We start from the raw sequence: 21,101 nt of genomic DNA, 5'->3' as shown, positions 1-21,101 counted from the left end.
AAATGATAATAATTCTCAATTGAATTCACAATCAATCGTTTCTCTTGGTTTTATAAACAATGACTATCGTCAACGTCATCGCCATTGACGGGCCGACTGCCTCGGGCAAGGGCACTGTCGCGCACAAGGTCGCGGATGCCGTGGGCTTTCACCTGCTCGACAGCGGCGCCCTGTACCGGCTCGTGGCGCTGGCCAGCGACCGCGCCGGGATTGACCTGGCGGACGTGGACGCCCTTGCAAAGATCGCTTCCCGCCTCGATGTGAAGTTCGGCCCTGACCGGGTCTGGCTGCAGGGCGAGGAAGTCAGCCTGGCAATCCGCGCCGAGGCGATCGGCAACCGGGCCTCGGCCATCGCCGTGCACCAGCCGGTGCGCGACGCGCTGACCCAGCTGCAGCGCAGCTTCCGCAAGCTGCCGGGGCTGGTGGCCGACGGCCGCGACATGGGCACCGTGATCTTCCCGGATGCGCCGCTCAAGGTGTTCCTGACCGCAAGTGTTGAGGCGCGCGCTCGCAGGCGCTATAAACAATTGATTGATAAGGGAATTTCTGCTAATATTGAAGACCTTTTGCGTGACCTTGAGGCGCGCGATGTGCGGGATCGCACCCGCACCGCCGCGCCGCTTCGTCCCGCCGAGGATGCAAAGCTGCTGGATACCTCCGATATGACGGTGGACCAGGCAGTGGCGCAGGTGCTGGAGTGGTTTGCCGCTGTGCTGCCCGATGCATGAGATGCATGCGGGCGCATGAGTAGAAGCGGCGTACCCCGACGGCACCAGATGGCGCCAGCCCGGGCAAGACTTGTGGCTGGCTTGTGTCAAACCTGACCCCGCTGCACTGGCAGACTGAGCGCGATAGTCGCGCCGGCCAGCGTATTGCGGATTTCACCTTACGTTTATGTCCGACCTGCAAACTAACGAATCCTTTGCCGCACTGTTCGAGGAATCCGTCGCCCGCTCCAATATGAAGGCTGGCGAAGTGATCTCCGCTGAAGTCGTGCGCATCGACCACAATTTCGTGGTCGTCAATGCCGGCCTCAAGTCCGAGGCATTCGTGCCGGTGGAGGAGTTCCTGAACGACCAGGGCGAACTCGAAGTGCAGGCCGGCGACTACGTCTCCGTGGCCATCGATGCGCTCGAGAACGGCTATGGCGACACCATCCTCTCCCGCGACAAGGCCAAGCGCCTGGCATCGTGGCTGAACCTCGAGAAGGCGCTGGAAGACGGCGAGATCATCTCGGGTACCGTGACCGGCAAGGTCAAGGGCGGCCTGACGGTGATGGTCAACGGCATCCGCGCGTTCCTGCCGGGTTCGCTGGTTGACGTGCGCCCGATCAAGGACACCACCCCGTACGAAGGCAAGACCCTGGAATTCAAGGTCATCAAGCTGGATCGCAAGCGCAACAACGTGGTGCTGTCGCGCCGCGCCGTGGTCGAAGCGACCCTGGGCGAAGAGCGCCAGAAGCTGATGGAAACCCTGAAGGAAGGCGCCATCGTCAACGGTATCGTCAAGAACATCACCGACTACGGCGCATTCGTGGATCTGGGTGGCATTGACGGCCTGCTGCACATCACCGACCTGGCCTGGCGCCGTGTCCGCCACCCGAGCGAAGTGCTGTCGGTTGGCCAGGAAATCACCGCCAAGATCCTCAAGTTCGACCAGGAAAAGAACCGCGTCTCGCTGGGCGTGAAGCAGCTGGGCGAAGATCCGTGGGTCGGCATCTCGCGTCGCTACCCGCAAGGCACCCGCCTGTTCGGCAAGGTGACCAACCTGACCGACTACGGCGCGTTCGTCGAGATCGAAGCCGGCATCGAAGGCCTGGTGCACGTGTCGGAAATGGACTGGACCAACAAGAACGTTGCCCCGTCCAAGGTTGTCCAGCTGGGCGACGAAGTCGAAGTCATGGTGCTGGATATCGACGAAGACAAGCGTCGTATCAGCCTGGGCATGAAGCAGTGCAAGGCCAATCCGTGGGACGATTTCTCGCGTAACCACAAGAAGGGCGACAAGCTGGCCGGCCAGATCAAGTCGATCACCGACTTCGGCGTGTTCATCGGCCTGCCGGGCGGCATCGACGGCCTGGTGCACCTGTCGGACCTGTCGTGGCAAGAGACTGGCGAAGAAGCCGTTCGCAAGTACAAGAAGGGCGACGAAGTCGAAGCCGTGGTTCTGGGCATCGACGTCGACAAGGAACGCATCTCGCTGGGCATCAAGCAGCTGTCGGGCGATCCGTTCAACAACTTCATCTCGGCCAACGACAAGGGTTCGCTGGTTCAGGGCACCATCAAGGCCGTTGACGCCAAGGGCGCCGTGGTCCAGCTGGCTGACGATGTGGAAGGCTACCTGCGTGCTTCGGAAATCTCCGCTGACCGCGTGGAAGACGCCCGCAACGTGCTGAAGGAAGGCGAGCAGATCACCGCCCTGGTGGTGAACGTCGACCGCAAGTCGCGCAACATCAACCTGTCGATCAAGGCCAAGGACAGCGCAGAGCAGCAGGAAGCGATGCAAAAGTTCCAGGCTGACACCGGCACGGCTGGCACGACCAACCTCGGCGCCCTGCTGAAGGCCAAGCTCGGCCAGGACAACCAGTAATCGCAGGCCCCCGCGCTTGCGCGTATGCCCATGACCAAGTCGGAGCTCGTCGAAAAACTGGCTGCCCGCTTTCCCCAGCTGCTGCTGCGGGACGCGGACATCTCGGTCAAAACGATACTCGACGCGATGTCCGATGCGCTGGCCGATGGCCACCGCATCGAGATCCGCGGATTCGGCAGTTTTGGTCTGAACAAGCGTCCGCCTCGCGTGGGGCGCAATCCCAAGTCCGGCGAGCGTGTGCTGGTGCCCGAAAAACGGGTGCCGCACTTCAAGGCGGGCAAGGAATTGCGCGAACGGGTTGACCGCAGCCAGCCGGCGCCTCCGGGTGCCAATGGCAACGGTCATGCCGCCGGCACGGCCCAGGCTGTTCCGGGCAAGGTAGGTCAGGGCAGCGCTCCCGCCGCACCGGCGGGGCTGCACGAGGGCGGGCTGAATTTCGTCCGCTCCTGATTGCCCGGGCTTTGCCCGCTGCTTGTGTTGTCTGAAAAAAGCGCCCCCCGGGGCGCTTTTTCTATGGCTGCCGGCCTCGCGAGCGCGCCGATACAGGTGCCGCATCGCGCCCAGGCGCTCTGCCAGGGTCTGACGGCGCCGCCGCGTTAGACCCCCGTCAGCGCCGCATTACCGCCCGGTTACCGAATAGGTGAAGTGTATCCGTTACAATGCCGGGGTCTTTGCCGGACCTCGCGCGAGTGCGCCGGTGCCGCTTCCACGTCACGCTGACACGCTGCCAACCGCATGAAACTGTTCGCCTGGATCGTCCGCATCGTCGTATTCGTGCTGCTGTTCGTGCTGGCGCTGCGCAATACCGCCGAAGCCTCGCTGCAGCTGTTCTTCAACGCCGTCTGGCATGCCCCGCTGATCCTGATCTTGTTCGCGGCCTTCGTGCTCGGCGCGGTGGCGGCACTGGCATCGATCGCGCCCAACCTGATGCGTCAGCGCATGGAGCTTGCCCGGCTGCGCCGCGCCCTGGCCGATGCCGGCGCGCAGGCGAGCGCGTCGGCGGCATCGCCGCCGTCGCCAACGTCGCCAGCAGCCGCCGCGCCGCGCGACGGCAAGCCTGTTCCCTATAACGTAGTCGGCCCGAAGGTCTGATCCATGATGTTTGAAACCTGGTGGCTGCTGGCGCTGCCACTTGTCTTTGGCCTTGGCTGGATGGCGGCGCGCTTCGATGTGCGCCAGCTGATCAGCGAGCAGGGCGCCTTGCCGCGCTCGTATTTCAAGGGCCTCAATTTCCTGCTCAACGAGCAACCCGACAAGGCCATCGACGCCTTTATCGAGGTCGCGCGGCTGGACCCGGAAACCACCGAGCTGCACTTTGCGCTGGGCGCGCTGTTCCGCCGCCGCGGCGAGACCGAGCGTGCCATCCGCGTGCACCAGAACCTGGCGACCCGCCCCGACCTGCCCGAACCCGAGCGCGAGCATGCCTTGTTTGAACTGGGCGAGGACTTCCTGCGCGCCGGCCTGCTGGACCGTGCCGAGGAATCGCTGCGCCGGCTGATGTCGGGCCCGTACGCGGCGTCGGCCAAGCGCGTGCTGCTTGAGCTCTATGAAGTGGAAAAGGAGTGGCAGAAGGCGATCGAGGCCGCGCGCGAGCTGCAGACGCTGGAGCAGACCAGCTACAGCCTGCAGATTGCCCAGTTCTGCTGCGAGCTGGCGCAGGACGCGCTGCAGCGCAAGCGCCCCGAAGATGCGGTGAAGTGGCTGAACCAGGCCGTTGCCGAGAATCCTGCCAACGTGCGCGCCCCGATCCTGTTGGGCGACGTGGCCGCGGCGGCGGGCGATGCCCGCGCGGCGCTTGGCCACTGGCTTGGCATCGAGCGGCAGGATGCATCCTTCCTGCCGCTGGTGGCAGACCGCGTGGTCAAGGCCTACGCCAGCCTGCAGGAGGAGGGCGCCGCGCTGGAATGGCTGCGCGGCCTGCTCAAGGGCAAGCTGGCGCCGGAGGTGCTCGACACCGCCTACAAGGCAGAGCTGGACGTGAACGGCCCGGAAGCCGCCGCGCGCCTGATGCGCGAGCAGCTGCGCCGCCAGCCCACGCTGCTGGCGCTGACCAAGTATTTCGAGGCGCAGGCGGCGGTGGTCACGGCCGGCGCCCCGTCCGCGCAGCCGGCGGGTGCCGATGCCCCGGCAGAGGGTGCCGAGGGCAACGACGGCAACGGCGAGCAAGCGCAGGAAACCACGGCCATCCGAGACCTGCTGCAGCTGCGCACGCGCAACCTCGCGCGCTACACCTGCCGCGAGTGCGGCTTCCGCGCCCGGCTTTTCTATTGGCAATGCCCGGGTTGCAACCGCTGGGAAACCTACGCCCCGCGGCGCTCCGAGACGCTCGGCTGATCCCGGGCGGCCTGTGCAACAGAATTGAATTGACGCTATGAAAGTCACCATCATCGGCAGCGGCTATGTCGGCCTTGTCACCGGCGCCTGCCTGGCGGAACTTGGCAACGACGTGTTCTGCCTGGACCTGGACGAGCAGAAGATCGCGCTGCTTAACGCAGGCGGAGTGCCGATCTACGAGCCGGGCCTGCAGGAGCTGATCCAGCGCAACCGTGCCGCCGGGCGGCTGACCTTTTCCACCGACGTGGCGGCCAGTGTCGAGCACGCCGACGTGCAGTTCATCGCCGTGGGCACGCCCCCGGACGAAGACGGCTCTGCCGACCTGAAGTACGTGTTGGCGGCGGCGCGCAATATCGGCCGCCATATGACCGGCTTCAAGGTCGTGGTCGACAAGTCCACCGTGCCGGTGGGCACCGGCGACCGCGTGGCCGCCACGATCCGCGGGGAGCTGGCCGCGCGCAGCCTTGAAGACCTGCAGTTCTCGGTGGTGTCGAACCCCGAGTTCCTGAAGGAGGGCGCCGCGGTCGAGGACTTCATGCGCCCGGACCGCATCGTGCTGGGCTGCAACGCCGACGTCGCCGGCCGCCACGCGCAGGCCACCATGCGCCAGCTTTACGCGCCGTTCAACCGGCACCACGAGCGCACCTTCTACATGGACGTGCGCTCGGCCGAGTTCACCAAGTACGCCGCCAATTCGATGCTGGCCACGCGCATCTCGTTCATGAACGAGCTGGCCAACCTGGCCGACGAGGTCGGCGCCGATATCGAACTGGTGCGCATGGGCATCGGATCGGACCCGCGCATCGGCTACAGCTTCCTTTATGCCGGCGCCGGCTATGGCGGTTCATGCTTTCCCAAGGACGTGCAGGCGCTGATGCGCACCGCCGCCGACCATGGCAAGCCGATGCGCGTGCTGGAAGCAGTGGAATCGGTCAACGGCGCGCAGAAGCGCGTGCTGGGCGACAAGGTCGTGCGCCGCTTCGGCGATGACCTGACTGGCCGCACCTTTGCCGTGTGGGGCCTCGCCTTCAAGCCCAACACCGACGACATGCGCGAGGCGCCATCGCGGGTGCTGGCACGCGAACTGGTGTCGCGCGGCGCGTCGCTGCGCATGCACGACCCGGTGTCGATGGCCGAAGCCCGGCGCGTGCTTGATGCCGACCTGGCCGACCTGCCGGGCGGCGCCGCGCGCGTGAGTTTCCACGAGAACCAGATGGATGCGCTGGACGGCGCCGACGCGCTGGTGATCGTGACTGAATGGAAGGTGTTCCGCAGCCCCGACTTCGGCCAGATCAAGCGGCGCCTGAAGGCCCCGGTGATCTTCGACGGGCGCAACCTGTATGAGCCCGAGGCCATGGTCGAGACCGGCGTGGAGTACCACGCCATCGGCCGCCCGACCCGGCAGGCCGTGAACGAATGAGGCGCCGGCGGGTCAACGGACTCATCAACCGATAAGCTAACGCGACGGCTGAGGCCGTCGCGATATTGCCAAGGATCTTCATGAACAAGACCGTCATTCCGCAGGAGCAGATCCGGCAGTCCCATATCCTGGTGGTCGGCGACATGATGCTGGACCGCTACTGGTTCGGCGATGTGGAACGCATCTCGCCGGAAGCGCCGGTGCCGGTGGTGCAGGTCAAGCGCAGCGACGAGCGCCTGGGCGGCGCCGCCAACGTGGCCCGCAATGCCGCGGCGCTGGGCGCACGCGTGGGCATGCTGGGCGTGGTCGGCGACGACGAGCCGGCCCGCACGCTCGAGGCGCTGCTGGGCGAGAGCCACGTGCAGCCCTACCTGCACCGCGATCCCAAGCTCAACACCACCATCAAGCTGCGCGTGGTGGCGCACCAGCAGCAGTTGCTGCGCGTGGATTTCGAGAGCGCGCCGGCGCATGAAGTGCTGGCCGCGGTACAAGACCGCTTCCTGGCCCTGATCAACGACTACCAGGTGCTGGTGCTGTCCGATTACGGCAAGGGCGGCCTGACCCACGTCACGCGCATGATCGACGCCAGCCGCGCGGCCGGGCGCAAGGTGCTGATCGACCCCAAGGGCGACGACTACTCGCGCTACCGCGGCGCCACCCTGATCACCCCCAACCGGGCCGAGATGCGTGCCGTGGTCGGCGCCTGGAAGACCGAGGCCGATCTGACCATCCGCGCGCAGAACCTGCGCCGCGGGCTGCAGTTGGAGGCGCTGCTGCTGACGCGCTCGGAAGAGGGCATGACGCTCTACACCGAGGCCGAGGTGCTGCACGTCTCCGCCCAGGCGCGCGAGGTCTATGATGTATCGGGTGCGGGCGATACCGTGATCGCCACGCTCGCCACCATGCTGGGTGCCGGCGTGCCGCTCAAGGAAGCCGTGCAGCATGCCAATCGTGCCGGCGCCATCGTGGTGGGCAAGCTTGGTACCGCCGTCGTCTCTTATTCTGAATTGTTCGGCGCCGCCCCGTGAGGCGTGGCGCCCCCATCCTGATCCGACCATGACCATTATCGTCACCGGCGCCGCTGGCTTTATCGGCAGCAACCTCGTCAAAGGCCTGAACGACCGCGGCGAGACCAACGTCATCGCTGTCGACAACCTGACCCGTGCCGACAAGTTCCACAACCTGGTCGACTGCGAGATCTCCGACTACCTGGACAAGCAGGACTTCCTCGCGCGCTTTGCCCGCGGCGAGTTCGGCAAGGTGCGGGCGGTATTCCATGAAGGCGCGTGCTCCGACACCATGGAGACCGACGGCCGCTACATGATGGAGAACAACTACCGTTACACGCTGTCGCTGATGGAGAGCTGCCTGGAACAGGGCACGCAGTTCCTGTACGCGTCGTCGGCGGCTACCTACGGTGCTTCGCAGGTGTTCCGCGAAGACCGCGAGTTCGAACGCCCGCTGAACGTGTACGGCTACTCCAAGTTCCTGTTCGACCAGATCGTGCGGCGCCGGTTGCCGTCGGCGCTGTCGCAGATCGTGGGCTTCCGCTACTTCAACGTGTACGGCCCGCGTGAAACGCACAAGGGCCGCATGGCCTCGGTGGCCTTCCACAACTTCAACCAGTTCCGCGCCGACGGCACGGTGAAGCTGTTCGGCGAGTACGGCGGCTATGCCCCCGGCATGCAGAGCCGCGACTTCATCTCGGTCGAGGACGTGGTCAAGGTCAACCTGCACTTCTTTGACCATCCGGACAAGTCCGGCATCTACAACCTCGGCACCGGCCGCGCGCAGCCGTTCAACGACATCGCCGCCACCGTGGTCAACACCCTGCGCGAGGCCGAAGGCAAGCCGCGCCTGTCGCTGGATGAACTGGTGCAGGAAGGCCTGCTCGAGTACGTCAAGTTCCCCGATGCGCTGCGCGGCAAGTACCAGTGCTTTACGCAGTCGGATGTGTCGAAGCTGCGCAGCGCCGGCTACAGCGAGCCCTTCCTGTCCGTCGAGGAAGGCGTGGCGCGCTACTGCCGCTGGCTGATCGAACGCGCCGGCTGACAATCGGCGCGCAGCCGGCCGACACGTTTTCGTGCGGCCGGTGTCAACTTTTGTTGCCGCATGGGCCGCCGCTGTGGCCCGCCCCTATCCTGACCTGACCTCGCCGCCCCGGCGGGGGTGGTACCTCAGACCATCCACAGGAAAGGAGAGCCTTTATGTTCAAGCATTGGGTCCGGCAATTTGCCCGGCGTTTTTCCCTGGTTTCCCTCGCTGCAACCATCTGCCTGTTCGCTGGCGGTGCCGCGTATGCCGCCGTCGATGTCAATACCGCGGACGAGGCGGCGCTGAGCTCGGTCAAGGGCGTGGGGGCCGCCACCGCCCGCAACATCATCGACGAACGCAACAAGCGTGGGCCCTACAAGGACGCCGCGGACCTGGCCGAGCGCGTCAGCGGCATCGGGCCGAAGTCCGTGGCGAAGCTGCAGGACGCTGGCCTTGCCATCGGCGCGAAGGGAGCCGCAGCAGCGGCGCCGACAGCGGCCCCGGCCAAGGCGGGTAAGGCAGCGCCCGCTGCGGCCGCCAAGCCGGCGCGCTAGCAGGCGCAGGGGCTGGCGCCCGGCTGTCGCGCGGCCGGGCGCTCTCCTTGTTGGTATGGGTTGTGCTAGACCCTTGCCGCTTCGCACGCCCCGTGGCGGCGGAGTATCATGCGGACGCCGCGCTGGCAGGATCTGCCGCGCGCGGCTGCCGACAGGCACGCATCTACCAAACAACCAGGCACAATCGCGGCGGCTGCCGACCAGGCGGCCAGCCCGGACCACAGGGAGCAGAACAATATGGCGAATGGCGAGGACGCGGGATTCCTGCCGCAATGGCGGCTCAAGACCGAAGGCGTGATCGGGCCGGATGAGCGTCTGCCCGCCGGGCAGACGCTGCTGGCCGGCATCCAGCACGTGGTGGCGATGTTCGGCTCGACCGCCATCGCACCGATCCTGATGGGTTTCAACCCGAATATCGCCATCCTGTTTTCCGGCATCGGCACGCTGATCTTCTTCCTGTGCGTGCGCGGGCGGGTGCCGAGCTATCTTGGCTCCAGCTTCGCCTTCATCGCCGTGGTGATCGCCGCCACCGGCTACGCGGGCAGCGGCCCCAACCTCAATATCCCGGTGGCACTGGGCGGCATCATCGCCGCCGGCGCGCTGTACACGGTGATCGGCCTGATCGTGCAGGCGGTGGGCTACGCCTGGGTCGAAAAGCTGATGCCACCGGTGGTGACCGGGGCCATCGTCGCGGCGATCGGGCTGAACCTGGCCCCGGTGGCGGTCAAGGCGGTCAGCGGCGCGGCCCTCGATACCTGGGTGGGCCTGCTGACGGTGGTGGCCGTGGGGCTGGTGGCGGTGCGTGCGCCCGGCATGATCGGGCGCCTGCCGGTGCTGATCGGCGGCCTGGCCGGCTACCTCGCCTACTACCTGGGCACCAACGTGATGGGGCTGGGCAAGCCGGTCGACTTCTCGGGCGTGGCGGCGGCCAGCTGGTTTGGGCTGCCGGCGTTCACGGCGCCGACCTTCGAGCTCAGCGCCATGCTGCTGATCGCCCCGGTGGCGATCGTGCTGGTGGCGGAGAACCTGGGCCATATCAAGGCCATCGGCGTGATGACCGGGCGCAACCTGGACCCGTATATCGGCCGTGCCTTTATCGGCGACGGCATCGCGACCATGCTGTCGGCCAGCGGCGGCGGCACCGGGGTGACCACTTATGCCGAGAACATGGGCGTGATGGCGGTCACCAAGATCTACTCGACGCTGATCTTCGTGGTCGCGGCCGCGGTGGCCATCCTGCTGGGCTTCTCGCCCAAGTTCGGTGCGCTGATCCTGACCATCCCGGGTCCGGTGATCGGCGGGCTGACCATCGTCGTGTTCGGCCTGATCGCGGCGACGGCGGGCCGGATCTGGGTGCAGAACAAGGTGGACTTCTCCAGCTCGCGCAACCTGATCACGGTTGGCGCCACGCTGACGGTGGCCGCCGGCGACCTGACGCTGAAGCTGGGTGGCATGACACTGGGCGGCATCGGTACCGCCACCTTCGGCTGCATCCTGCTGTACCACCTGCTGGGCGAAGGCAACCACGAGGAAGGCTGAGCCAGGGCAGGATGGGCGCAGGCGGGCGGGCGGCAGCGTAAATCCCGCCTGCCGGCGAGGGATAGGTGTCTGGATTACAATGGCCGGCGAATTGGAATCCCCCGTTTGCGACCCCCTTTCGCGACCCATCGCCCCATGGCCTACAAGACAATTGAAGACACCATCGGCAATACGCCGCTGGTCAGACTGCAGCGCATCCCAGGTGCCGCCAACGACGCGCGCGGCAATGTGATCCTCGGCAAGCTCGAAGGCAACAACCCGGCCGGTTCGGTCAAGGACCGCCCCGCGGTGTCGATGATCGCCCGGGCCGAGGCGCGCGGGCGCATCAAGCCGGGCGACACCCTGATCGAGGCGACTTCCGGCAATACCGGCATCGCGCTGGCCATGGCGGCCGCCATCCGCGGCTACAAGATGGTGCTGATCATGCCCGAGGACCTGAGCCTCGAGCGCCGCCAGAGCATGGCGGCCTACGGTGCCGAGATCATCCTGACCCCGGTCAAGGGCGGCATGGAGTACGCCCGCGACCTGGCGGATTCGATGGAGCGCGACGGCAAGGGCGTGATCCTCGACCAGTTCGCCAACCCGGACAATCCGCAGGCGCACTACGAGGGCACCGGGCCGGAGATCTGGCGCGATACCGACGGCCGCATCACCCACTTCGTTTCGGCGATGGGCACCACCGGCACCATTACCGGCGTGTCGCGCTACCTGAAGGAACAGAACCCGGAGATCCAGGTCATCGGCGCGCAGCCGGCCGAAGGCTCGCGCATCCCGGGCATCCGCAAGTGGCCCGAGGCGTATCTGCCCAAGATCTACGATGCCAGCTACATCGACCGCACCGAGCCGGTGAGCCAGGGCGATGCCGAGCACATGGCGCGGCGCATGGCGTCCGAAGAGGGCATCTTCTGCGGCATTTCGGCGGCGGGCGCGCTCTGCGTGGCGCTGCGCATTGCCGAGGAAGTGGAGAACGCCACCATCGTCTTCGTGGTGTGCGACCGCGGCGACCGCTACCTGTCGACCGGCGTGTTCCCGGCGTGACCTGAACCGGTGCCAATGCAAAAAGGCCTCGCAAATTGCGAGGCCTTTTTGCATTGGCGGGCAGCTGGCGTCAGCCCATTGCCGCCTTGACCGCCTCGCCCAGCTGGTACACCGCCAGCGCATAGAAGAAGCTGCGGTTGTAGCGCGTCAGCACGTAGAAGTTGCGCAGGCCGAGCAGGTACTCGGTCGGCTGGTCGGGGGTGGGCAAGTCCACCACCAGCACGCCGGTCTCGCCTTCGCGCGCGGGGTCGATCGGCTCGTCCACGCGCAGGCCGGCGCGGGTCAGCTGGTTGAGCGTGCGCGTGGGCCATGGCTCGCCGTCGGCCGCCGCCGTGGCGACGCCCAGGCTGCCGGCGTCGCCGGCAATGCGCCACACCACCGGGCGGCCCGGCTCCCAGCCATGCAGCTGCAGGAAGCGAGCCACACTGCCGATGGCGTCGGTGGGGCTGTTGCGCAGGTCGATGCGGCCGTTGTTGTCGTAGTCGATGGCATATTCGCGCAGGCTGGTCGGCATGAACTGCGGGATGCCGATCGCGCCCGCGAAGGAGCCCAGCACCGAGTACACGTCGGTGCGGGTGTCGCGGCACCACAGCAGGTAGTCCGCCAGCTGGTTGCGGAACAGCGTGGTGCGGGCTTCGCGGTTGGGCGTGTCGGGGTAGTCGAAGGCGAGCGTGGACAGCGAATCGAGCACGCGGAAGGTGCCCATGTCGCGGCCATAGATGGTTTCCACGCCGATGATGCCGACGATGACCGAGGCCGGCACGCCGAACTCGGCTTCGGCGCGGCGCAGCGTGTCGCGGTTGTCCTGCCAGAAGCGCACGCCTGCGTTGATGCGGATTGGCTCGATAAAGCGCGAGCGGTAGGTGCGCCAGCTTTTGCGGCCGGTGGTGGCGGGCGGCATGATCAGGCGCACCACGGTGGCGGAATAGACCGCCTGGCCAAACCACTCCTGCAGCATGCCGTGGTCAAGGCGGTGGCGGGCCACCATCTCGTCGATAAACGCGCGGGTCTGCGGATTGTCGCGGTAGCGGCCGGGTTCGATCTCTTCCTCGCGCATGCTGACGCGGCGCTTGCCCGCGGCGACCAGGCTGGGGGAGAGGCCGCAGAGTCCGAGTGCGGCAGCGGAAAGCGCGGCGCCCAGCAGGGGGCGTCGCAGTGAGCGCTGGGTGTCGGTCATGATGTCCTTTGCAAGTCGCACCGAGTATAGCGGATGCCACTGCGGCAACTACGGGCAAGCCGTCACGGCATGGCGCGCCGGCGCCGCTGGGTGGCATGGGCTGGCGTGTGCTAACGTAGCGATTGGAGACAACATTGCGACGATAAGAGATGCCGACAGGCTATTACACGCACCCCGAGTTCCAGCGGCACGAGATGGGGCATTTCCATCCGGAGTGCCCGGAACGCCTGCAGGCGATCGAGGATCACCTGATTTCGCACGGGCTGGACGGGCTGCTGGAGCGCCGCGAAGCCCCGCCCGCCACGCGCGAGCAGCTGGAGCGCGTGCACCGTCCCGACTATGTCGATTCGCTCGAACGCGCCAGCCCGGCCAGCGGCTATCACGCGATCGATCCGGATACCTCGATGAACTCGCACACGCTTGCCGCCGCCACGCTGGCCGCGGGCGCGGCGGTGGCGGCCACCGATGCGGTGATCGCGGGCGAGTTCGAGAACGCATTCTGCTGCGTGCGCCCGCCCGGCCATCACGCCGAGCCCGATCGCGCCATGGGCTTCTGCTTCTACAACAACGTCGCCATCGCCGCGCGCCACGCGCTGCGGGCGCACGGTCTGGAGCGCGTGGCCATCATCGATTTCGACGTGCACCACGGCAACGGCACCGAAGCGGCATTCCGCGGCGACGAGCAGGTGATGATGTGCAGCATCTTCCAGCACCCGTTCTATCCGTACAGCGGCACCGAGCATCTCGCGCCCAATATGGTCAACATCCCGCTGCCGGCCTATTCCAACGGCATGGCCGTGCGCGAAGTGGTCGAGACCATCTGGTTGCCGCGGCTTAATGAGTTCCGCCCGCAGATGCTGTTTATCTCCGCCGGCTTTGACGCGCACCGCGAGGACGACCTGGGCCAGATGGGCCTGGTTGAGCAGGACTACGCCTGGATCACCGGCCAGCTGGTGGACCTTGCGCGCACCCATGCGCAGGGCCGCATTGTCAGCTGCCTGGAAGGGGGCTACAACCTGAGCGCGCTGGGCCGCAGCGTGCTGGCGCACCTGAAGGTGCTGCTGGAACGATAGGAGAGCATGGCCATGGCCGAGAACGATGCGCGCTTGGACGCGCCGCTGTTGACGGAATCGCGCGACGCCGCGGGCGTGGTGCGATTGACCATGAATCGGCCGCAGGCGTTCAATGCACTGTCAGAAGGGCTGCTCGACGCGCTGACCGAAGCCCTCGGCCGGCTGGCGTCGGACCACACCGTGCGCGTGGTGGTGCTGGCCGGCGCCGGCAAGGCCTTCTGCGCCGGGCACGACCTGCGCGAGATGCGGGCCTCGCCGTCGCACGACTACTACCGGCGCCTGTTCGACCGCTGCACCCGCATGATGATGGCGATCCAGAAGATGCCGCAGCCGGTGCTTGCGCGCGTGCAGGGCATCGCCACGGCGGCGGGCTGCCAGCTGGTGGCCATGTGCGACCTCGCGGTGGCCGCCGACGATGCGCGCTTTGCGGTATCCGGCGTCAACCTGGGCCTGTTCTGCTCGACGCCCGGGGTGGCGCTGTCGCGCAACCTGCACCGCAAGCAGGCCATGGAGATGCTGCTGACCGGCGACATGATCGACGCCGAAACCGCCCGTGAGCGCGGGCTGGTGAACCGGGTGGTGCCCGCTGGCCAGCTGGACGAAGAGGTGGCGCGCCTGGCCGCCAGCATCTGTGCCAAGCCGGCCGCCGCGGTGGCCGCCGGCAAGGGCCTGTTCTACCGCCAGCTGGAGATGGGCATCGAGGCCGCCTACCAGCTGGCCGGCCAGACCATGGCCTGCAACATGATGGACGAGTCGGCGCTGGAGGGGGTGCAGGCCTTCATTGACAAGCGCTCGCCGTCCTGGCGTGGCTAATAATCGACTTTTTTCCTTCTTATATGCCGGGAACGTATAAAGACATCGGTAAAAAGTCGTTTATGGTATGAAGCGAATCGCATAAAATACGCGCTTCAGAAAAATAACGAGCGGCAACAGCGCTGGAGATCCCTCGCCTGTTGCCGTTTTCTTTTGGTCACCTTTCCATGATCGAACTGCAAGGACTGTCGCAGCGCTTCCCGGGCGCGTCTGGCGACGTGCATGCATTGCGGGACGTCAGCCTGTCGATAGCGGCGGGCGAAGTCTTCGGCATTATCGGCCGCAGCGGCGCCGGCAAGAGCACGCTGGTACGCGCCATCAACCTGCTGAACCGGCCCTCGAGCGGCCGCGTGATCGTCGCGGGCCAGGAACTGACCGCGCTGGACACGGGCGCGCTGCGCCTGGCACGCCGCGAGATCGGCATGATCTTCCAGCACTTCAACCTGCTGTCGTCGCGCACGGTGTACGACAACGTGGCGCTGCCGCTGGAACTGGCCGGCAAGCCCAAGGCTGAGATAGCCGCGACAGTGCTGCCGCTGCTGGACCTGGTGGGCCTGTCGGCGCTGAAGGACCGCTATCCGGCGCAGATCAGCGGCGGGCAGAAGCAGCGCGTGGGCATTGCGCGCGCACTGGCCAGCAAGCCCAAGGTGCTGCTGTCGGACGAGGCCACTTCCGCGCTGGACCCGGAAACCACCCGCTCCATCCTGGAGCTGCTCAAGCAGATCAACCGCGACCTGGGGCTGACCATCGTGATGATCACGCACCAGATGGAAGTCATCAAGCAGGTCTGCGACCGCGTGGCCGTGCTTGAGGCCGGCCAGGTGGTGGAGACCGGGCGCGTGATCGACGTATTCCTGCGCCCGCAGCACGACGTCACGCGCGCCATGATCGGCGACGTCATCTCGCAGGAACTGCCGGCCAGCGTGCTCAAGCGCGTGGAGAGCCGGCTGGGCAACGGCCGCGACCACGTTTACCGCCTGGCCTTCACCGGCGAGGGCGTGGACCAGCCGGTGCTGGCCCAGGCGATCCGCCGCTACGGGCTGGACTTCAACATCCTGCACGGCCATATCGACGAGATCCAGGGCCAGGCCTTCGGCTCGCTGGCGATCATGGCCACGGGCGAACTGGCCGACGTGAAGGCGGCGATGGAATACCTGCAGGCGCAAGGCGTCGTGGTGGAGGAGTTCGAGCATGTGGTCTGAAATGTTTGACCTGTTCCTGACCTCGTTCAACGAGACCCTGCTGATGGTGGCGATCTCGGGCGCGGTCGGCTCGCTGCTGGGCGTGCCGCTGGGCGTGCTGCTGCACCTGACCAACCGCGGAGGCGTGCTGTCGCACCCGCTGTTCAACCGCGGCATCGGCGTGGTGGTCAATGCGGTGCGCTCGATCCCGTTCATCATCCTGCTGGTGGTGGTGATCCCGTTCACGCGCTTTATCGTCGGGTCGTCGATCGGCACCACCGCGGCGATCGTGCCGCTGACCATCGCGGCGGTCCCCTTTATCGCGCGCCTGGTGGAAAGCGCGCTGCGCGAGGTCGACAAGGGCCTGGTCGAGGCCGCCCAGTCGATGGGTGCCACCACCCGCCAGATCGTGTGGAAGGTGCTGCTGCCCGAGGCCATGCCCGGCATCGTCGCCGGCCTGACCATTACCTTTGTCAGCCTGGTCGGCTATTCGGCCATGGCCGGCGCGATCGGCGGCGGCGGCCTGGGCGACCTGGGCATCCGCTACGGCTACCAGCGCTATATCACCGAGGTCATGGTGGCGGTGGTGGTGATCCTGATCGTGTTCGTGCAGGCCGTGCAGAGTTTCGGCGACTGGCTTGTCCGCCGCATCAGCCACCGTTAATCAGCCACCGCCAAGCCAATTTTTTTCTGAAACAGGAACGCATAACATGCAACGTCGCAACCTGCTGCAATGGATTCTCGGCGCCGCGATCGGCGCAACGCTGGCCACTGGCGCCGTCGCCCAGGAAAAGCCGATCAAGATCGGCGTGACCGGCGGCCCGCACGCCCAGATCATGGAACAGGTGAAGAAGGTCGCCGCCAAGGACGGCCTGAACATCCAGGTGGTCGAGTTCAGCGACTACATCCAGCCCAACGCCGCGCTGGCTGCCGGCGACCTGGACGCCAACAGCTACCAGCACCTGCCGTACCTGGAGGCCCAGATCAAGGACCGCGGCTACAAGTTCACGCATATCGCCTATACGGTGACCTTCCCGATGGGCGTGTACTCCAAGAAGATCAAGTCGCTCGACCAGCTCAAGCAGGGCGCGCGCGTGGGCGTGCCTAACGATCCCACCAACGGCGGGCGCGGCCTGTTGCTGCTGCAGAGCAAGGGCGTGATCAAGCTCAAGCCCAACGCCGGCCTGAAGGCGACGCCGCTGGACATCGTTGAGAACCCGAAGAAGATCCGCATCGTCGAGCTGGACGCCGCGCAGCTGCCGCGCTCGCTGGATGACCTGGATGCCGCCGCCATCAACGGCAACTACGCGGAATCGGCCGGCCTGTCGCCCGTCAAGGACGCCATCGCCATCGAAGGCCCGAAGGGTCCGTACGCCAACCTGATCGCGATCCGCGAGGCCGACAAGAGCAAGCCCTGGGTGGCCAAGCTGGTGAAGGCCTACCACTCGCCGGAAATCAAGCAATACGTCACATCGACCTTCAAGGACTCGGTCATTACCGCCTGGTAAGCCGACGTCACTTTGAGGTTTTCATCCAATCAGACGATGCCCGCAAGCCCCGGTTTGCGGCACAATCGCTGGACGGCTGGGATCTGCCGGGCTATGCCCGGCATCATTTTGCCGATAAAATAGTACGATCGTTCGAAAAACAGGAGAGCCGCCAACCCGGTGGTTATAATGACGAGCGAACAAAATTTCTGACTATCAGCTATCAGTGGAGTGAGCGCATGAAAGTACTCGTCGCAGTCAAGCGGGTGGTGGATTACAACGTCAAGGTCCGCGTCAAGCCGGACGGCAGTGGCGTCGATCTGGCCAACGTGAAGATGAGCATGAACCCCTTCGACGAAATCGCCGTGGAAGAGGCCGTGCGCCTGAAGGAAGCCGGCGTTGTCACCGAAGTGATCGCCGTCTCGTGCGGTGTCACGCAGTGCCAGGAAACCCTGCGCACCGCGATGGCCATCGGTGCCGACCGCGGCATCCTGGTGGAATCGAACGAAGACCTGCAACCGCTGGCCGTGGCCAAGCTGCTGAAGGCGCTGATCGACAAGGAACAGCCGCAACTGGTGATCCTGGGCAAGCAGGCCATCGACGACGACTCCAACCAGACCGGCCAGATGGTGGCCGCGCTGGCTGGCCTGCCGCAAGCCACGTTCGCCTCGAAGGTGGTGGTTGCCGACGGCAAGGCCTCGGTGACGCGTGAAGTCGATGGCGGCCTGGAAACGCTGTCGCTCAAGCTGCCGGCCGTGGTCACGACCGACCTGCGCCTGAACGAGCCGCGCTACGTGACGCTGCCCAACATCATGAAGGCCAAGAAGAAGCAGCTCGATATCGTCAAGCCGGAAGACCTCGGCGTCGACGTCAAGCCGCGCCTGTCGACCCTGAAGGTGGTCGAGCCTGCCAAGCGCAGCGCGGGTGTGATGGTGCCGGACGTCGCGACGCTGGTGCAGAAGCTGAAGAACGAAGCCAAGGTTATCTGAGCGCGGGGGAGAAATAACATGACTGCACTCGTCATTGCTGAACACGACAATCAATCCATCAAGGCCGCCACGCTGAACACCGTGACCGCCGCAGCCCAGTGCGGCGGCGACGTGCACGTGCTGGTGGCTGGTTCCAACGCCAAGGCCGCGGCTGACGCCGCCGCCAAGATCGCCGGCGTGACCAAGGTCCTGCTGGCCGACGCACCGTACTTCGGTGACGGCCTGGCCGAGAACGTGGCCGAGCAGGCGCTGGCCATCGCCAACGACTACTCGCACATCCTGGCTCCGGCCACCCCGTACGGCAAGAACATCCTGCCGCGCGTGGCTGCCAAGCTGGACGTGGCCCAGATCTCGGAAATCTCCAAGGTCGACGCCCCGGACACGTTCGAGCGCCCGATCTACGCCGGCAACGCCATCGCCACGGTCAAGTCGGAAGACAAGATCAAGGTCATCACCGTGCGCGGCACCGCCTTCGACGCCGCTGCCGCCGAAGGTGGCTCGGCCGCCGTTGAAACCCTGCCGGCCGTGGCCGACGCAGGTGTTTCGCAGTTTGTTTCGCGCGAAGTGGCCAAGAGCGACCGCCCGGAACTGACCGCCGCCAAGATCATCGTCTCGGGTGGCCGTGGCGTGGGTTCGGGTGAGAACTACACCAAGGTGCTGACGCCGCTGGCCGACAAGCTGGGCGCCGCGCTGGGTGCCTCGCGCGCCGCCGTGGACGCTGGCTTCGTGCCGAACGACTACCAGGTCGGCCAGACCGGCAAGATCGTCGCGCCGCAGCTGTACATCGCCGTCGGCATCTCCGGCGCGATCCAGCATCTGGCCGGCATGAAGGACTCCAAGGTGATCGTCGCGATCAACAAGGATGCCGAAGCCCCGATCTTCTCCGTGGCCGACTACGGCCTGGTGGGCGACCTGAACACCGTGGTGCCGGAGCTGGTGGCAGCACTGGGCTGATGCCTCGCCGGCCGCGCGGCGGCCGGCACGGGTAGCAAGTACGAGCCGTTCCGGGGGTGACCCGCGAACGGCTTTTTCATACATGTTGGGAGACATCGATGACTTACCGTGCGCCGATCAAGGACATGCTGTTCGTCATGAACGAGCTGGCCGGGCTTGAGGCCGTCAGCAAACTGCCGGGCTTCGAGGAAGCCACGCCGGAAACGGCCGAGGCGGTGCTGGACGAAGCCGCCAAGTTCAACGAGCAGGTGGTCGCGCCGCTGAACCGCGCCGGCGACCTGGACCCGAGCAGCTGGAAGGACGGCGTGGTCACCACCACGCCCGGCTTCAAGGAGGCCTTCCGCCAGTTCGGCGAGGGCGGCTGGCAGGGCGTGCTGCATCCGCAGGAGTTTGGCGGCCAGGGCCTGCCCAAGCTGGTCGCCACTGCCTGCAACGAGATGTTGAACACCGCGAACCTGTCGTTCGCGCTGTGCCCGCTGCTGACCGACGGTGCCATCGAGGCGCTGCTGACCGCCGGCACGGATGAACAGAAGGCCACCTTCCTGCCCAAGCTGATCTCGGGCGAGTGGACCGGCACCATGAACCTGACCGAGCCGCAGGCCGGTTCGGACCTGGCCGCGGTGCGCACCCGTGCCGAGCCGCAGGGCGATGGCACCTACAAGGTGTTCGGCACCAAGATCTTCATCACCTACGGCGAGCACGACATGGCGAAGAACATCGTCCATCTCGTGCTGGCCCGCACGCCCACCGCGCCCGAGGGCGTCAAGGGCATCTCGCTGTTCATCGTGCCGAAGTTCATGGTCAACGCCGACGGCAGCACCGGTGAGCGCAACGACGTGCATTGCGTCTCGATCGAGCACAAGCTGGGCATCAAGGCGAGCCCCACGGCCGTGCTGCAGTTCGGCGACCATGGCGGTGCCATCGGCACGCTGGTCGGCGAAGAGAACCGTGGCCTCGAGTACATGTTCATCATGATGAACTCGGCACGCTTCTCGGTCGGCATGCAGGGCATCGCCGTGTCCGAACGCGCCTACCAGCAGGCGGTGGCCTTTGCGCGCGAGCGCGTGCAGAGCCGCCCGGTCGATGGTTCGGCGCGCGAGGCGGTGACCATCATCCACCACCCTGACGTCAAGCGCATGCTGATGACCATGCGCGCGCTGACCGAAGGCGCGCGCGCCGTGGCCTACGTGGCCGCGGCCGCCAGCGACGCGGCGCACCAGCATCCCGACGAAGCCGTGCGCCAGCAGAACCAGGCCTTCTACGAGTTCCTGGTGCCGGTGGTGAAAGGCTGGAGCACCGAGCTGTCGATCGATGTCACCAGCCTGGGCGTGCAGGTGCACGGCGGCATGGGCTTTATCGAGGAGACCGGCGCGGCGCAGCACTACCGCGATGCGCGCATCCTGCCGATCTACGAAGGCACCACGGCAATCCAGGCCAACGACCTGATCGGCCGCAAGACCGTGCGCGACGGCGGCGCCGTGGCGCGCGCGATCTGCGCGCAGATCGCCGAGACCGAGGCTGCGCTGGGCAAGCACAGCTGCGCCGGGTTCAGCGCGGTGCAGGCGCAACTGGCCAAGGGCCGCGCGGCGCTGGAAGACGTGGTGGCGTTTGTCGTGGCCAATGCCAAGTCGGACCCGAATGCCGTCTTTGCCGGCAGCGTGCCTTACCTGAAGCTGTGCGGCATCGTGTTCTCCGGCTGGCAGTTCGGCCGTGCGATGCTGGCTGCCGATGCCAAGCGCGCCGAGGATCCTGCCTTCCACGATGCCAAGATCGCGACCGCGCATTTCTTCGCCGAGCACATCCTGTCGCAGGCGTCGGCATTGCGCGATGCCGTCGTCAGTGGTGCGGCACCGGTGAATGCGATGACGGCCGAGCAGTTCTGAGCGGCCTGACAGTCACCGGAAAGAAAAAGGGCGACC

General features: G+C 66.2%; 20 protein-coding genes. 19 read left to right on the top strand and 1 reads right to left on the bottom strand.

Going from position 1 to position 21,101, the window contains the following annotated elements; all coding sequences use genetic code 11:
* Positions 1-59: 59 nt before the first annotated feature.
* The 11 genes from cmk to cysM all read left to right on the top strand — a co-directional run bounded on the left by cmk (position 60) and on the right by cysM (position 11,508).
* Complete coding sequence (gene cmk, locus CF68_RS20625) at positions 60-728, top strand: (d)CMP kinase (protein ID WP_035822328.1); 669 nt, start codon at positions 60-62, stop codon at positions 726-728.
* A gap of 166 nt (positions 729-894) precedes the next feature.
* Positions 895-2,589, top strand: a complete 1,695-nt coding sequence (gene rpsA / locus CF68_RS20620; RefSeq protein WP_010812954.1) for a 30S ribosomal protein S1 — start codon at positions 895-897, stop codon at positions 2,587-2,589.
* Between the two features lie 30 nt (positions 2,590-2,619).
* Positions 2,620-3,039 (top strand): integration host factor subunit beta, encoded by a 420-nt coding sequence (locus CF68_RS20615; protein ID WP_035822442.1) that lies wholly within the window; start codon positions 2,620-2,622, stop codon positions 3,037-3,039.
* A gap of 285 nt (positions 3,040-3,324) precedes the next feature.
* The gene (locus CF68_RS20610; protein WP_035822325.1) at positions 3,325-3,681 is read left to right on the top strand and encodes a lipopolysaccharide assembly LapA domain-containing protein; all 357 of its coding nucleotides are present in this window, start codon (positions 3,325-3,327) and stop codon (positions 3,679-3,681) included.
* A gap of 3 nt (positions 3,682-3,684) precedes the next feature.
* Positions 3,685-4,923: a lipopolysaccharide assembly protein LapB gene (lapB, locus tag CF68_RS20605; protein WP_035822322.1), complete on the top strand. Its 1,239-nt coding sequence runs from the start codon at positions 3,685-3,687 to the stop codon at positions 4,921-4,923.
* Positions 4,924-4,960: 37 nt separating this feature from the next.
* The gene (locus CF68_RS20600) at positions 4,961-6,343 is read left to right on the top strand and encodes a UDP-glucose/GDP-mannose dehydrogenase family protein (protein WP_035822319.1); all 1,383 of its coding nucleotides are present in this window, start codon (positions 4,961-4,963) and stop codon (positions 6,341-6,343) included.
* Between the two features lie 80 nt (positions 6,344-6,423).
* On the top strand, positions 6,424-7,371 hold the full coding sequence (gene rfaE1 / locus CF68_RS20595; protein WP_010812949.1) for a D-glycero-beta-D-manno-heptose-7-phosphate kinase: 948 nt from the start codon (positions 6,424-6,426) through the stop codon (positions 7,369-7,371).
* A 28-nt stretch (positions 7,372-7,399) separates the two neighbouring features.
* The gene (gene rfaD, locus CF68_RS20590) at positions 7,400-8,395 is read left to right on the top strand and encodes an ADP-glyceromanno-heptose 6-epimerase (RefSeq protein WP_035822316.1); all 996 of its coding nucleotides are present in this window, start codon (positions 7,400-7,402) and stop codon (positions 8,393-8,395) included.
* Between the two features lie 155 nt (positions 8,396-8,550).
* Positions 8,551-8,931 carry a helix-hairpin-helix domain-containing protein gene (locus CF68_RS20585; protein WP_051591609.1) on the top strand — a complete coding sequence of 127 codons (381 nt, stop codon included), beginning with the start codon at positions 8,551-8,553 and terminating at the stop codon, positions 8,929-8,931.
* A 237-nt stretch (positions 8,932-9,168) separates the two neighbouring features.
* Positions 9,169-10,470: a solute carrier family 23 protein gene (locus CF68_RS20580; RefSeq protein ID WP_035822436.1), complete on the top strand. Its 1,302-nt coding sequence runs from the start codon at positions 9,169-9,171 to the stop codon at positions 10,468-10,470.
* A gap of 135 nt (positions 10,471-10,605) precedes the next feature.
* On the top strand, positions 10,606-11,508 hold the full coding sequence (cysM, locus tag CF68_RS20575; protein WP_010812945.1) for a cysteine synthase CysM: 903 nt from the start codon (positions 10,606-10,608) through the stop codon (positions 11,506-11,508).
* A 70-nt stretch (positions 11,509-11,578) separates the two neighbouring features.
* On the opposite strand, the gene mltB is transcribed toward cysM, so the two are convergent.
* Complete coding sequence (gene mltB / locus CF68_RS20570; protein WP_035822314.1) at positions 11,579-12,685, bottom strand: lytic murein transglycosylase B; 1,107 nt, start codon at positions 12,683-12,685, stop codon at positions 11,579-11,581.
* Positions 12,686-12,834: 149 nt separating this feature from the next.
* Between mltB and CF68_RS20565 the strand changes: the two genes are divergently transcribed.
* The 8 genes from CF68_RS20565 to CF68_RS20530 all read left to right on the top strand — a co-directional run bounded on the left by CF68_RS20565 (position 12,835) and on the right by CF68_RS20530 (position 21,065).
* A complete protein-coding gene (locus tag CF68_RS20565) occupies positions 12,835-13,758 on the top strand; it encodes a histone deacetylase family protein (RefSeq protein WP_035822312.1) in 924 nt (307 codons plus the stop codon).
* 12 nt (positions 13,759-13,770) lie between these two features.
* A complete protein-coding gene (locus CF68_RS20560) occupies positions 13,771-14,571 on the top strand; it encodes an enoyl-CoA hydratase (RefSeq protein ID WP_200872575.1) in 801 nt (266 codons plus the stop codon).
* A 167-nt stretch (positions 14,572-14,738) separates the two neighbouring features.
* Positions 14,739-15,773, top strand: a complete 1,035-nt coding sequence (locus CF68_RS20555; protein WP_035822307.1) for a methionine ABC transporter ATP-binding protein — start codon at positions 14,739-14,741, stop codon at positions 15,771-15,773.
* The gene (locus CF68_RS20550) at positions 15,763-16,416 is read left to right on the top strand and encodes a methionine ABC transporter permease (protein WP_035822305.1); all 654 of its coding nucleotides are present in this window, start codon (positions 15,763-15,765) and stop codon (positions 16,414-16,416) included. Before CF68_RS20555 ends, CF68_RS20550 begins: the two co-directional genes overlap by 11 nt.
* A 46-nt stretch (positions 16,417-16,462) precedes the next feature.
* On the top strand, positions 16,463-17,260 hold the full coding sequence (locus CF68_RS20545) for a MetQ/NlpA family ABC transporter substrate-binding protein (RefSeq protein WP_010812939.1): 798 nt from the start codon (positions 16,463-16,465) through the stop codon (positions 17,258-17,260).
* A gap of 218 nt (positions 17,261-17,478) precedes the next feature.
* On the top strand, positions 17,479-18,228 hold the full coding sequence (locus tag CF68_RS20540; RefSeq protein WP_035822303.1) for an electron transfer flavoprotein subunit beta/FixA family protein: 750 nt from the start codon (positions 17,479-17,481) through the stop codon (positions 18,226-18,228).
* An 18-nt stretch (positions 18,229-18,246) separates the two neighbouring features.
* Complete coding sequence (locus tag CF68_RS20535) at positions 18,247-19,182, top strand: electron transfer flavoprotein subunit alpha/FixB family protein (RefSeq protein WP_013955866.1); 936 nt, start codon at positions 18,247-18,249, stop codon at positions 19,180-19,182.
* A gap of 98 nt (positions 19,183-19,280) precedes the next feature.
* Positions 19,281-21,065 carry an acyl-CoA dehydrogenase gene (locus CF68_RS20530; protein WP_035822300.1) on the top strand — a complete coding sequence of 595 codons (1,785 nt, stop codon included), beginning with the start codon at positions 19,281-19,283 and terminating at the stop codon, positions 21,063-21,065.
* Positions 21,066-21,101: the final 36 nt, after the last annotated feature.

Origin of the sequence: Cupriavidus sp. SK-4, assembly GCF_000611125.1 — a bacterium.
Lineage (GTDB): Bacteria > Pseudomonadota > Gammaproteobacteria > Burkholderiales > Burkholderiaceae > Cupriavidus > Cupriavidus necator.
This window is presented reverse-complemented; position numbering and strand designations above follow the sequence as displayed.